The sequence below is a fragment of the Zhouia amylolytica genome (assembly GCF_900116365.1).
In the GTDB taxonomy this organism is placed as follows: domain Bacteria; phylum Bacteroidota; class Bacteroidia; order Flavobacteriales; family Flavobacteriaceae; genus Zhouia; species Zhouia amylolytica.
Genome location: NZ_FPAG01000002.1, coordinates 299,341 through 313,741, shown reverse-complemented (window position 1 = coordinate 313,741; position 14,401 = coordinate 299,341). Strand labels below are relative to the sequence as shown.

General features: G+C 37.8%; 12 protein-coding genes and 1 tRNA gene. 10 read left to right on the top strand and 3 right to left on the bottom strand.

The window, feature by feature from the left end; genetic code table 11:
* Positions 1-66: 66 nt before the first annotated feature.
* The 9 genes from BM361_RS03975 to ribB all read left to right on the top strand — a co-directional run bounded on the left by BM361_RS03975 (position 67) and on the right by ribB (position 8,186).
* Entirely contained in the window at positions 67-705 is a 639-nt protein-coding gene (locus tag BM361_RS03975) for a peroxiredoxin (RefSeq protein ID WP_074977060.1), read from the top strand.
* Between the two features lie 15 nt (positions 706-720).
* A complete protein-coding gene (locus tag BM361_RS03970; RefSeq protein ID WP_074977058.1) occupies positions 721-1,035 on the top strand; it encodes a thioredoxin family protein in 315 nt (104 codons plus the stop codon).
* On the top strand, positions 1,016-1,273 hold the full coding sequence (locus BM361_RS03965) for a DUF6952 family protein (RefSeq protein ID WP_074977056.1): 258 nt from the start codon (positions 1,016-1,018) through the stop codon (positions 1,271-1,273). The genes BM361_RS03970 and BM361_RS03965 overlap by 20 nt, the downstream gene beginning before the upstream one ends.
* Positions 1,274-1,396: 123 nt before the next feature.
* Positions 1,397-1,900: a thiol peroxidase gene (gene tpx, locus BM361_RS03960; protein ID WP_038265438.1), complete on the top strand. Its 504-nt coding sequence runs from the start codon at positions 1,397-1,399 to the stop codon at positions 1,898-1,900.
* Positions 1,897-2,256, top strand: a complete 360-nt coding sequence (locus BM361_RS03955; RefSeq protein WP_074977055.1) for a diacylglycerol kinase — start codon at positions 1,897-1,899, stop codon at positions 2,254-2,256. The genes tpx and BM361_RS03955 overlap by 4 nt, the downstream gene beginning before the upstream one ends.
* 61 nt (positions 2,257-2,317) lie before the next feature.
* Positions 2,318-4,759 (top strand): DNA translocase FtsK, encoded by a 2,442-nt coding sequence (locus BM361_RS03950; protein ID WP_074977053.1) that lies wholly within the window; start codon positions 2,318-2,320, stop codon positions 4,757-4,759.
* Between the two features lie 6 nt (positions 4,760-4,765).
* Positions 4,766-5,413 carry an outer membrane lipoprotein periplasmic chaperone LolA1 gene (locus BM361_RS03945; RefSeq protein ID WP_038265441.1) on the top strand — a complete coding sequence of 216 codons (648 nt, stop codon included), beginning with the start codon at positions 4,766-4,768 and terminating at the stop codon, positions 5,411-5,413.
* Between the two features lie 64 nt (positions 5,414-5,477).
* Complete coding sequence (locus tag BM361_RS03940; protein ID WP_074977050.1) at positions 5,478-7,004, top strand: LptF/LptG family permease; 1,527 nt, start codon at positions 5,478-5,480, stop codon at positions 7,002-7,004.
* 36 nt (positions 7,005-7,040) lie between these two features.
* The gene (ribB, locus tag BM361_RS03935; RefSeq protein ID WP_139226601.1) at positions 7,041-8,186 is read left to right on the top strand and encodes a 3,4-dihydroxy-2-butanone-4-phosphate synthase; all 1,146 of its coding nucleotides are present in this window, start codon (positions 7,041-7,043) and stop codon (positions 8,184-8,186) included.
* A 413-nt stretch (positions 8,187-8,599) separates the two neighbouring features.
* Here ribB and BM361_RS03930 read toward each other — a convergent pair whose 3' ends face one another.
* From BM361_RS03930 to BM361_RS03920, 3 genes are all read right to left on the bottom strand, one after another.
* A complete protein-coding gene (locus tag BM361_RS03930) occupies positions 8,600-12,364 on the bottom strand; it encodes a transglutaminase domain-containing protein (protein WP_074977048.1) in 3,765 nt (1,254 codons plus the stop codon).
* Between the two features lie 89 nt (positions 12,365-12,453).
* The gene (locus tag BM361_RS03925; protein ID WP_038264518.1) at positions 12,454-13,086 is read right to left on the bottom strand and encodes an NAD(P)H-dependent oxidoreductase; all 633 of its coding nucleotides are present in this window, start codon (positions 13,084-13,086) and stop codon (positions 12,454-12,456) included.
* A 142-nt stretch (positions 13,087-13,228) separates the two neighbouring features.
* A complete protein-coding gene (locus BM361_RS03920; protein WP_074977046.1) occupies positions 13,229-13,981 on the bottom strand; it encodes a sulfite exporter TauE/SafE family protein in 753 nt (250 codons plus the stop codon).
* A gap of 165 nt (positions 13,982-14,146) precedes the next feature.
* On the opposite strand from BM361_RS03920, the gene BM361_RS03915 reads away from it, so the two are divergent.
* Positions 14,147-14,231: transfer RNA gene (locus tag BM361_RS03915), tRNA-Ser, on the top strand.
* The last annotated feature ends 170 nt before the right edge of the window (positions 14,232-14,401 follow it).

Genomic DNA, 14,401 nt, shown 5'->3' with positions numbered 1-14,401 from the left:
TTTCAATAACGAAAACCTTTTTAATTTTGCCCTCGAATTATTAACCCATAAAAACAACAAAAGAATATGGCATTCGTAGGTAAAAAATTCCCAAACATAGCTGTTAACGCTATGAACGAAATGGGAGACACTTTTAAACTAAACGTATTAGAAGAAGCAAAAAAGAACAACAAAAAAGTATTGCTTTTCTGGTACCCAAAAGACTTCACTTTTGTTTGTCCTACTGAGTTACATGCATTTCAGGAAGCTTTAAGCGAATTTGAAAAGAGAGATACAATCGTTATCGGTGCTTCTTGTGATACTGCAGAAGTTCACTTTGCATGGTTAAACACAGAAAAAGACAATGGTGGTATCGAAGGTGTTACTTACCCACTATTAGCTGACAGTAACCGTAACCTTGCCAACGTACTTGGTATTTTAGATCTTACCAATGAGACTTTTGACGAGGAAACAAACACTTACCTTTACGAAGGTGACAACGTAACTTACAGAGCTACTTACCTTATTGACGAGGAAGGAACTGTATTCCACGAAAGCATCAACCATATGCCATTAGGTAGAAACGTAAACGAATACCTAAGATTAATTGACGCTTACGCTCACGTTCAGAAAAACGGTGAAGTATGTCCTGCAAACTGGGAAGAAGGTAAAACTGCTATGACTGCGGACAGAAAAGGTGTTGCTGATTACCTAAGTTTAAACTAAAAAAAGAAAAAGATCATGATACAGGAATTATCGCAAGACAACTTGCAGGATATAGTAGCTGAAAACGATAACGTATTAGTGCAGTTCTCTGCCGGGTGGTGCGGTAACTGCCGTATTATGAAGCCCAAATTTAAAAAGTTTTCACAGGAGCACGAAAATGCTGCATTTGTTATCGTTGATGCGGAGAAGTTTCCGGAGTCCAGAAAACTGGCTAAAGTTGACAACTTACCAACGTTTGCTGCTTTTAAAGGTGGTGAATTGGTAAACCAGGTACAAACAAATAAAACAGACGTATTAAAAGCCTTTGTAGATGAAGCTGCCAATAATTAAACACCTCACTAATTTTATTGAGGAAAACGACGAAGATTTTGTCATCGAAGCAATTGAAACGTTAGAGTCGATCACTGAAGTATCTTCTTTAAAAGATGAGGAGCTCGACGTAATTGGCGAACTTATCTCAAACATGTACGGAGCCATCGAAGTAGATAGAATGAAGAAAGATGGTATGTCACAAAAAGAAGCTCTTAATACTTTTATGGAACGTGTACTTGGGTCGATAGACAAATAAGGGAAAAATGCTATAGAAAAAGAAAATCCCCGAATGGAAACATTCGGGGATTTTTCTTTCCATAAAATTTATTTCCTTCGTATTAATTTCTACCTTTAAAGGGAATTAAAAAAAATGAAAATTATGGCATCAGTATACTTTAAAGGTTCGCCTATACATACAGAAGGTGAATTGCCGAAAAAAGGAGAAACAGCTCCGAACTTCAGCCTGGTTAACGGAGATCTTGAGGAAGTAACCCTGGATACTTATAAAGGCTCTAAAGTGGTCTTAAACATTTTCCACAGTCTTGACACAGGCACTTGCGCGGCTTCCATGCACCGATTTAATAAAATAGCAAGTGAATCAGACAACACAAAAGTGCTATGCATCTCCAAAGACCTCCCATTTGCGATGTCTCGATTTTGTGCCGCTGAAGGTTTGAACAATGTGATTACCCTTTCTGATTTCAGAAATGGATTCGGGCAAAACTACAAGCTGACCTATACGGATGGCATTATTAAAGGACTATTGGCCAGGGCTATTGTTATTATCGATGAAAATGGTAAAGTGACGTATACCGAACAAGTTCAGGAAGTTACTGAAGAACCTGACTATGACAGTGCGATTGAAGCTTTAAAGAATTCATGAATCACTTTATAAAAGATCGGATAAAAAGTATTGGATACGCCTTTCGCGGGGCGTATCTTTTAGTTAAAACCGAATCCAGTATTCAAATACAAACAGGCATTGCCATTATCGTAACTATAGCCGGATTCTTTTTTGAAATTTCAGCCTCTGAATGGGCCATTCAAATTTTAACCATTGGTCTTATCATGGGTGTAGAAGGAGTGAATACGTCGATTGAGAAAATGGCTGATTTTGTACATCCTGAGCACCATAAAAAAATCGGTTTTATAAAAGACATAGCTGCCGGAGCGGTTTTCATGACTGCCATTGCCGCTATTGTTGTAGGACTGATCATCTACCTCCCTAAAATATTTTAAAAATATAAATTGATTCTATACGTTTGTAATTTGTATTTTTGTTACAAACCTAACTTTGCTAATGGCTAGAAAAAAATCGAAACCAAAGACTAAAAAAGCTACTACTACTACGCTTCCCAAATTTACATTCTCTAATAAGCAAAAAATTATTTTTGGTAGCCTTCTCATGCTGTTGAGTATAGCCTTCCTCATGGCTTTTGTTTCTTATTTTTTTACATGGCAGCAAGATCAAAGCATACTCTCTGAGTTTAGTAACAGGAATGCCGAAGCCAAAAACTGGCTGAGCAAATTTGGCGCTTCTATCAGTCACCTTTTCATCTATAAAGGTTTTGGTATTACTGCCATTGTAATCCCTGTACTCATGTTTATTACAGGCGGCTTCTATTTTTTAAACCTAGAGAAGAAAAAACTATACAACCGATGGTTCTGGGGCATCTTAATCATTTTATGGTTCTCTATCCTTCTTGGATTCTTTGCCCAACAGGAACCCTTATTAGGTGGTGTCATCGGATATGAACTCAATGACTTCTTACAGTCATATATCGGTAAGTTAGGTATTGTTCTCCTACTGACCTTCACCTTTGTAATTTACGCAGTAACACGCTGGGGAGCAACGCCGGAAAAAGTGCTCAATTTCTTTAAGTCTGCCAAAAAGGACCTTGCCTCGGAATTGGCCAGTAAAAAACCATCGTCCAATAACGAGGATGTTGGTGAAAATACAGATACGGAACCGGCAGATACTGATGAAGACAACGAAATTGCTGGCACCACTTCCATTGTGAATGATACCAAAGCCTCTGAAATTTCGGATGTAGACATCGAAAACTCTTTTGAGGTTAAACTTGCTAAAGACGATGCTCCTGTTGCTACCGCTAAACCTGAACCGGCGACAGCGTCAAGCGATGAGATTCAAATACAGGTAGAAAAAGTAGAAGAAGAAAAAGAAGAAACTGATATTCTTTCTGACAGGCTGGTAAAAGATTTTGGTGAGTTTGATCCTAAACTGGATCTAAGTCATTACAAATTTCCGACGCTGGAACTCCTGAAAGATTATGGGGGTAATACCGGTATTACCATCAACCAGGAAGAACTGGAAGAAAATAAAAATACGATTGTACGCACCCTAAAGGATTATAAAATTGAGATTTCGCAGATAAAGGCTACTATCGGGCCTACGGTTACTTTATATGAAATTGTACCTTCGGCCGGAGTGCGAATCTCTAAAATCAAAAACCTCGAAGACGATATTGCATTGTCTTTAGCAGCTTTAGGAATTCGTATTATTGCTCCTATCCCGGGTAAAGGAACCATAGGGATCGAAGTACCGAATAAGAATCCATCTATTGTATCAATGCGTTCGGTGATCGCTTCCTCCAGATACCAAAAGGCAGAAATGGAACTTCCGATTGCATTTGGTAAAAATGTGAGTAACGAAACTTTCGTGGTCGATCTGGCTAAAATGCCTCACTTACTGATGGCTGGTGCTACAGGACAAGGTAAATCGGTTGGTTTGAATGCCATCCTAACCTCCCTCCTATACAAAAAACACCCTGCCGAAATTAAATTCGTACTGGTAGATCCTAAGAAAGTAGAACTTACCTTATTCAATAAGATCGAAAGACATTTTCTGGCCAAACTACCGGATAGTGAAGATGCCATTATCACCGACAATACCAAGGTTATAAATACACTAAACTCTCTGTGTATTGAAATGGATAACCGTTACGAGCTCTTGAAAAATGCCATGGTTCGTAACATTAAAGAATACAACGCCAAATTCAAGGCTCGAAAACTCAACCCTAATGATGGACATAAATTCTTGCCTTATATCGTTTTGGTGGTAGATGAATTTGCTGATTTAATTATGACCGCGGGAAAAGAGGTTGAAACTCCTATTGCGCGACTTGCACAGTTAGCAAGGGCTATCGGTATTCACCTGATTATTGCAACCCAACGTCCGTCAGTAAATGTTATTACCGGTATAATTAAAGCTAACTTCCCTGCGAGGGTGGCCTTTAGAGTAACTTCGAAAATAGACTCAAGAACCATTTTAGATTCACCTGGGGCCGATCAATTAATCGGTCGTGGAGACATGCTTTACACCCAGGGGAATGATATCGTTCGTTTACAATGTGCCTTCGTCGACACGCCTGAAGTAGAAAAAATAACAGATTATATCGGATCGCAACGTGCTTACCCTGAAGCCCTTTTACTTCCTGAGTATGTTGGGGAAGATTCTGGCACGGGGATTGATGTAGATATCTCTGATCGCGACAAACTATTTAATGAGGCGGCCGAAGTAATTGTAACTGCACAGCAGGGTTCTGCTTCTTTGCTACAGCGTAAACTAAAACTAGGCTATAATCGCGCCGGTAGAATTATCGATCAATTGGAAGCTGCCGGTATCGTTGGTCCGTTCGAAGGAAGCAAAGCTCGTCAGGTATTAGTGCCAGATATTGTATCTTTGCAAGAATTATTAGAAAACGAACAAAATAATAATTAAATGACAATGAAGAAAATTGCACTTTTTGTATCGATAGTAATGTTTACATTAACAGGGTTTGCTCAGAACAGTGGTAAAGCTAAATCGCTTTTGGATGAAGTATACAATAAGGTGAAAAGTTACGATAATATATACGTGGACTTTAAATACGTACTCGAAAATAAAAAGGAAAGTATACACCAGGAAACTCGTGGCAATGTAACCATCGCGGGTGATAAATATCTTTTTAATTACCTGGGAGCAACAAAAATGTTCGATGGACAAAAGATTTATACCGTTATTCCTGAAAATGAAGAGGTAGTTATCGAAAGTAAGGATGCTGAAGAAGAAGGAACCATTACTCCTTCGAAGATGCTTACTTTTTACAGAGATGGCTATCGCTATGCCTGGGATGCTGCAAAAAATGTGAAGGGAAGACAAATTCAATACGTAAAACTTACCCCTATTGATTCAAACTCGGAAACACAAACAATCCTTTTAGGTATAGACGCACAGACTAAGCACATCTACAACCTTATTGAGACTGGTAAAAACGGAACGGAAACAACGATAACTGTTAATTCTTTTAAAACGAACCAGCCTCTTTCAAAATCGTTATTTACCTTTAACGAGGCTAAATATGAGGATGAAGGATATTATATCATAAAGAACTAATTATTTAGCAGCGCTGTTGAGTTATATTTATATAGCACTCAACCATAGTTTAGGATTGTTTTAAATGAAAATATTAGACCGTTATATTCTAGCGAGGTTTTTATTCAACTTTACTAGTTCGTTTGTTATCCTGATGTTCATATTCGTCTTCCAGACCATATGGATGTTTATTGATGAACTGGCTGGTAAAGGGCTTGATCTTGTCATTATTGGCAAGTTCTTATTCTATTTCATGCCTAATTTGGTACCGCAAGTACTTCCACTAACGGTGTTATTGGCTTCTATAATGACCTTCGGAGCCTTAGCTGAAAACTATGAATTTGCTGCCATGAAGGCTTCAGGGATCTCTTTACAACGAGCCATGAAACCTCTTATTATATTTATATTATTTTTAGCGGTCGGAACTTTCTTCTTTGCGAACAATGTCATTCCTGCAGCGGAATACAAGTCGTATAACCTGAGACGGAATATTGCGAAAGTAAAACCTGCTTTGGCCATCACCGAAGGTGTCTTCTCGGATATTGGTGAATCAAACATGAACATCAAAGTGGATGATAAATACGGTGAGGATGACCGAATGCTAAAATCCATCATTATCCATAAACGGAATAATTCCGGTGATAATATTAACGTGATTAAAGCAAAAGAAGGGGAATTGGTGAGTAGTGAAAAATCGGATATCCTACAATTGGTTTTAAAGGATGGAAACTATTACGAAGACATCAAACCCAAGAATAATAGAAGTACAAACTATCCGCATGCCAAGGCGCATTTTGAAACCTACACCATTAATGTAGACCTTTCTGAATTAAACAATGAAGATCTGGAGGAGGGTGATGTGAATAACACCCATAAAATGCTTACGGTTCCTGAACTTAGAAAGGCTATAGACTCCCTTAAGGATCAAAACAATAAAATTATTACCAAATTTGGTGACAATATCTATAAAAGATCGGGAATCATATACCTGAACAAATCTGTGAATGCTGCTCCGGTGGAGGAAAAGGACAGTTTAAATTTAAATATTTCCCTACCTAAGGAGGAAATAAAAGATACGGTAGCGATTAATTCAGTAGAAGATATTGTCAATCAATACGAAGACTACAGGAGAGTACAATTATTTGAGTACGCCTTGAATAATATCTCCAATTCCGTTACCACCATTAGTAATAAAAAATTTGATCTGAACAGAAGAAATAAAATTTATATGCTACACCGGATTGCGATCAACGATAAATTCGCGTTGGCATTAGGGTGTATTATTTTATTCTTTGTTGGAGCCCCTTTAGGTGCTATCATCCGTAAAGGAGGTATCGGCTTGCCTATGGTGGTTGCCATCCTGCTATTTTTGGCTTATCACTTTATCGGCATTTTTGCCAAGAACTATGCTGAGGATGGAAGCATCCCTCCTTTTGTTGGTTCGTGGTTAGCAACCGCTATAATGCTTCCGTTAGGCATCTTGTTTACCCGAAGAGCAACGGCTGATAAAGCAGTTATGAGTATGGACAGGCTTTTCTCTAATAAAATATTTCTAAAAATAGTTGGCTTTTTTAATGCCACGAAAAACTTCTTTAAAAAGGATACTGCCTAATATTGCAGTAATACTTAATTTTGTACAAAATTTGTTATGGCAACTACAATTTCTGAAAATACGATAAAACTCAATACGATAGAAGAAGCTATTGAGGATATAAGAAATGGAAAAGTGATTATTGTTGTAGATGATGAAGATCGCGAGAATGAGGGTGATTTTGTTGCTGCAGCTGATAAGATTTCTCCGGAAATGATCAATTTCATGGCTACTCATGGCCGGGGATTAATTTGTGCTCCGCTCACCGAAAAAAGATGTCGTGAGCTCGAATTACAACCCATGGTACAGCATAATACAGATGCCATGGAAACTGCTTTTACCATATCTGTCGACTTAAAAGGTGAAGGTGTTACTACCGGGATCTCGGCTTCTGACCGTGCTAAAACCATAAAAGCCTTAGTAAACAAGGAAACCAAACCGCACGCACTTACACGTCCGGGGCATATATTTCCACTTACTGCCAAAGAAGGTGGTGTTTTACGTAGAACCGGGCACACGGAAGCAGCCATTGATTTTGCTCGTCTTGCAGGGTTTCAACCAGCTGGAGTTATCTGCGAAATCATGAATGAAGATGGTACCATGGCCCGCTTGCCGGAATTAGTAGAGGTGGCTAAAAAGTTTGACCTTAAACTGGTTTCTATCGAAGACCTGGTAGGTTATAGAATGCAACACGACAGTCTGATCGACAAAAAGGAAGACTTCGACATTGAAACACGTTTCGGTACATACAGACTAAGAGCTTACCAACAAACCACCAACAGACACATACACATCGCTCTAACGAAGGGTAGCTGGAAGCTTGGAGACCCGATACTTACACGTATTAACTCTACGCTTGTAAACAATGATATTTTAGGAACGCTAACCAATGATGCTGACAAGAAGTTAGACAGCATGTTTAAGCAAATAAATGAAGAAGGCAAAGGAGCCATCTTATTTATTAACCAGGAAGTTCGTGCATTAGACTTGTTAAGACGTTTAAAAGAATTAAAGTCGCTTCAAGCCGAAGGTGAAATGAAAGCTCCTAAAATTAAAATGGATAGTAAAGATTTTGGTATAGGTGCTCAGATCTTACACGATATTGATATCTCTAAAATTATTTTAATGAGTAATTCAGAACACACAAAACGTGTGGGTATGATTGGGTATGGCTTAGAGATTGTTGACTATAAAAATTATTAATACTTCATATTAGAAATAAAAAAGGCAGCTTATCGCTGCCTTTTTTTATACCTATTATCATTCCACTGTCATTCCGCACTCGTTGCGGAATCCATGTCAAAATGAACACGAATACTCCACCTTTGTCATTCCGCACTTGTTTCGGAATCCATTTGAAGGCTGTCAACTACAATTGATGAGACTGCCAAGTCGGATTATTATCCTCCTCGCAGTGACGTTATACAAAAAAATTCCTTGCCTCATGCACCCCTAAAGGGGCGACCAAGCGTTTAAAATTAGTCCAGTGGACTAATTTAGTGAAGGGGCGAGCTGGCGCATTGGATGATTTGGATAAATTGATTTTTCCAATCTGTCATTCCGCATTTATTGCGGAATCCATAATCAAAAAAACTCATAATCATCCCTTCTCTGACCTACTTCAACTTATACCCAATAAACGTTTCCTTAGCCTCCAATATGCCCTTTACGTACTCTTTAAAGGCTAAATAATCATCGGTAGCTATTTCTTTGCGATCTACCTTGGCCACCATTTTCACTTCGAGGACTGCATCTGAGATTCGCTTATAAGTAATATTAAAACGGTGATCCTGAAATTGAAATGATTTGTTTTCAGGAATCTCCACAAATTGACCGTCTTGCGGCAGACTTATATGATATTCGGTGATGTATTCATCCGTGTTTTCATATTGTATATAATCGATTGGATATTGCCTCTCCTTTTCGTCTACAATACTGGTAGTATACGCATTGGCCAGGGTAGGTAATTTAAATATTTTAACTTCTCCTATCTTATTATCTGTTTCATTAACTGTTATATTAGAATCAAAGCTCAAGGATGCTGACTTACTTTCGTTCTGAACATTCGTAATCTCATTTAAAACAAGGTCTATCCCCATTCGCTTTTTGAAATCTGATTGAATGTGCTGTTTTACAATTTCATCACCATTTGAGGCAAATAAATCGGCATAACTGGATTTCAAGCTCCCGGAAACTTCCGTTGTGATATCATATGTTTTTTGATCTTCTGCGATCTTAATATCAGCCGCATTATAAAAAACAGTTGCTGCGCGCTTAACATCCCCGAGGTTATACAATTCACTCTCTTTACCCGCTTCCGACTTTCTTGGTATATCAAGAGCACTAGCACCTATTAAAGAGTTTGGAAGGGCTTGAAACGGCAGGTTTTTGTCCGTCAACTCCAAATATTGATATGCCCCATCGAATTTAACTTTGACGATACAATGATTGAAGTTTTTATTCGGTAACACCATAGCTCTTTTACCATAATCGGAGGTAAGGATCAGCACCATTATACTCTCGAGTTCTGCCATCTCCCCCAACGTAACAAATAAAGACGAAAAGTCTTTACAGTCTCCTAATTTGGTTTTTAAGGTTTTGGACGGGGTTTGGGGTACATATCCACTTTGTCTGAAGCTCACATGACTATAATTTAAATTAGTAGTCATATATGCATATATCCTCTCAGCTCTCTCCTTTTCTGTGAGTCCTTTATATCCGTTCGGGAAGATCTCTTTAAAGGTCTGGGAAACGACATCATTAATTTCCATTGTAGACCTTACCAGGTCCGAATACCAGTTAGCAATAACACTCCAATCTTTTACGGTGCTTAGATGCAATGTTCGATACACATCTGATGAAGGTGGCATATACGATTCTTCGCGGGGCTTACTTTCATTATTTTCGAGGGTCCATTCAATCAGTTTATAATCGCCATACTTTTTGGTATGTTCCTTCAAGCTACCGTTCACAACTTTATAACCTAACGAGATGGAATTAGGAACAAGGATTTTATATGATTGTTTTACTACCGGGTGTGAAGCATCTATTTGAAAAGTATCAATAAAATCTTTATAAAACCTACCATACTCACTGAAGATATATTCACAATCTATATACACTACGTCACCTATACCCAAACCTTGAAAGACTAAATTAGCTCCACTCCTATCGGCTGGCACTAAAGATCCGTCTTTTTTAACAATTTCTGAATTATGCACCGTAAAGCTGCCGGTTAGTCCTATATTATACTCTTTAAAGGTATCGATCCCATTTTGACCCGTAATCTCATAAGCCATTCTAAATCGATACTTTCCGCCTCCTTCCTCAAACAGGTGAACTGCGACTTCATCTAATAAAATATTATACCCGTAATGATTCTCTGATATCTTATTTCTTTCTTCCGCTAAAAGCTCATATACCCCTTCACTTACCAGGTCGTTGATTGGATCCCCAACTTTTTTAATGTTATTTATTTTCGTTCGTAATGCAGCGCTGCTACTATTATGGGAAAGTGATTTTTGAAACCATTTGATTGCCTCCTCCTTTTTGCCCAGTTGCAGGTAGGCATCGCCAAGTTCTTCCATGGCGGTAAACGCATAGGGAAAGTTATATAGGGATCGTTCCAGATAAGGTATGGCCTCCTCATACATTTCATACTTCAACAGGCGTGCTACATAGTCTGAAATAATAGTATTATCGGTTTTAAAGTATTCGTATTTATCTTCAAACAGCTGCAGTGCTTTATCCTTTTTATTCTCCTTTTGATAATAATTAGAAAGACTGAGTAATGCACTATAGTCAAAATAATTACGATTCACTTCTTCTAAAATTCCAATGGCCCGCTCTTTATCATTAAACACCTGTTCGTACGCAGGAGCAAATGTTACCCTTAAACTTATTCTGTCTTTGGTTATTTCAAGCAGATCATCAAGATTCTTTTTCATTGCCGATTTATCAAGTCTCTTGGCGTTTAGCATAAATTCGGCAGTCTTTGCAATAATGGGAGATTTACAGCTATTCTGAAAACGCACTAAAAAATCTTCCAATTCGTTCACATCCATCCTGGTTAACTCCCCTTGGTCTGTAAACTTGAACAGTAGTGGCAAATAATAATTCGGATCATCTTTATCCAAATTCTCTTTGATCTTATTTACTGAAGAAGCATCGCCTTCTATCGTATAGCAGTTTATAAGTGTTTTTCTGAGGAATGAACTTCGTGGATACACCTCAATAAATGGCTTGATCACCCTTTTTGCATCTTCATATTTCGAAACCCTTAAGTAAGCATTTGCCAGGCAAAATGCATAGAACATATTATTGGGATCTTCAGCTAATTTGTTTTCAAAAAAAGCATGGTACTTATTTGGTAACACTTTTGCCTCGAGGGAAGATTGTGTACTCTTATTATATTCCTTGTATGTAGGAGCAGATGTTATTCCTGAAACCGGATTTCCCGAAGTATCAGTTAAACGGGCGATAAAATAAGTTTGATCGTTACTTTCAGATAACTTTATGAGTAAACGGTTGGTTCCTGATGGTAACTCAAAAGCTACCTGAGCATCATCCATCTCTCGCTGAACATCTTTATTATTCTCCAATAATAATACATCATTCACCCATACTTTATAACTCGATCCACTTCCCAATCGCAAGGTCACTCTTTTAGTTTCATTCGAAGTGATAAATGTCTGGGCATAACTTACGCCAGCTCCATACTCATTGTGATTAATAAAAAACTGATATGCTTCTCTTGGGTCGGTTTTAGCATCATACCAATTTATAAATCCATTGCTGTTCGCATTAAAATCTGTGGTGGTATGTGCTATGGATTCCGGAGGATACACCACCTCATGACCACTTTGATTAAGGTTCTCAAAAACTCCACAATATTGCCATCCTCTAATAGCATTTACACTATTATTTGATGCGTAATAAGCCTCCCATTCATTATTATTACGATGAATGATTGCATTCAAATACTTCAATGCCTCTTTAACCGTTCCTGCCGGGAAGTTCAATTTACTCAGGGTAATTACGGCATTGGCATTATATTTAGAAAAGCCCTGTTCGAGATAATTGTCAAAGAAGTATGGCTGGTTCCAGAGGGCGTATAAATAATACTCCAATTCTTCCAGATCGTACTTAGCAATATCTTTATAAAAAGTATTTTCCGGAAGTATATTTCCTTTTTCAATACTTAATAATTGCTTTTGAAGTGCCTTTTCTATATCTGATTTCCCTAAAGAATTTATATGTTTTTCGGCCTGATCTCTATTGTTTTGTAGTATGGCATCCCAGAACTTATTCGGTTTAACCTGGGCATGAAGCGATAAACTAATGAATAGAAAAAACAAAAGGTAGGAGATTGATTTTTTCATTGATGTATTATTTGGGTATTGGTCTGTTCTGATTTACCCACCTAAATAACTAAAAAAAATCAATCTGAGGAAATATTCGACAATATTACTTAAATAATCTCCTCAATAGCTTCTGAAAGTTCCTTCCTTACTTTCTTAAAATCTGCAAACATATCATCTGCAGCTCTATAACCAACAGGCATTACTAAGACCGATTTTAAATTCTTTGCTTGAAGCTCCAGAATTTCATCATATTTTTCTGAAACAAATCCTTCCATTGGACAAGAGTCAATGTCTTCAGCTGCACAAACGGTTAACAGATTACCCATGCTTAAATAGGCCTGTTTAATCGCCCATGTATCAATCTCCTCTTGTGTTTTACTTCCAAAGTCATCTATCAGGAAATTTCTAAAAGGCTCTAAAACATCATCCGGAGTTTCTCTTACCTGTTTAACCCTGTTAAAATACGTTTTGATATAGTTTTCATCAACATCATTATGAATGCAAAACACCAACAAATGCGAGGCATCCGCCACCTGAGGCTGGTTCCAGGAATGAGCTACCAGTTGATCTTTTAGTTTCTGGTTTTCAATAATTAATAATTTAACAGGTTGTAAACCATAGGAAGTGGCTGTTAGATTGAAAGCCTGCTTTAGTACTTCCAGTTTCTCTGCCGGTAACTTTTTATCCGAATCAAATTTTTTAACAGCATAACGCCATTGTAATTTATTTAAGATATCCATGATATAGTGTTCAATATTAAATGTTCTGCTGAAGTCTCTTTAATGTTTTCTCCCTCGAAATGACTTCTCTTTATTTAAAACAAAATAAGGGCTTCGCCGAGAATATAACTAATTTAATAAATAGGTTTTTGTTATCCGGCTATTAGAAAAACCAAAGTTTAACAGCCATTACAATCACCATTAAGATAAGAAAAAGCTTCACAAATCCATCACCTTTGTCTACAGACCATCTACTGCTCAACCACCCACCGGTGGCTTGACCAATAGCCATGAGAAGTCCGTATTTAAAGTTTAGATTATCGGTTAACCAAAATACCATGAGTGTGGCTATCGTATAGATCAGCATGGTTACGGCCTTTACGACATTGGTTTTTACCAAACTCATATTATTGATAAAAGAAAGTGCTAACATCATTAGTATTCCGGTACCCGCCTGGATAAAACCTCCATATATCCCTATAAAAAAGAAGGCAACAAGCGACATCCAAAAATATTTCCCGGTTAAGCGCTCCGCAATTTCATCAAGGCTTCTTTTGGGTTTAAAAACCATTAGACCAACAATAAAAATCATCACCACGGCAAGTATTCTATTGAAGGTTTCATCTTTAACGTCAATTGCTATTTTAGCACCGATCAAAGATCCTATCAAAGCTGACACTCCGAGCCACCAACTAATTTTACTGACTTTAATTCCTTTGCTCTTAAAGCCGGCTATTGCAGTGATATTTTGTGTTAATATGGCAATCCGGTTCGTTCCGTTAGCCGTAGGAGCATCTAAACCTAAAAATATAAGTATAGGAAGGGTAAGTGTCGAACCTCCACCCGAAATGGTATTTATAATCCCGACAATAAAACCTATTGCTATCAGTAAGCCTGCTTCTAATAAAGGTGACATAAATATTATTTGCATGCAAATGTACATTATTAGTCAAAACTCTTCCTATTATAATTTTTTTTGAATTGTATAAAACTGATCCAAAGACACATACAAATTGATTTAAAAAAAGGTGTATTTTTACTTTTGAGAAATAAAAAAGGTTTTTATATTTGCAACCGCAAAGGAGAAATGGCAGAGTGGTCGAATGCGGCAGTCTTGAAAACTGTTGAGGGTCACACCTCCGGGGGTTCGAATCCCTCTTTCTCCGCAAAGAAAACCGGAACGGCAACGTTCCGGTTTTTTTATGCCCATTCCTGAGCGAAGCTAGCTTCAGCGAAAGATTGGGCATAAAAAAACAGAGGGTCTTGCCATGCAAGATCCGGTTTTCTTTGCAAGGACCCCCACCTGGGATCATGAGGAACGTGCCAACGTTCCGAA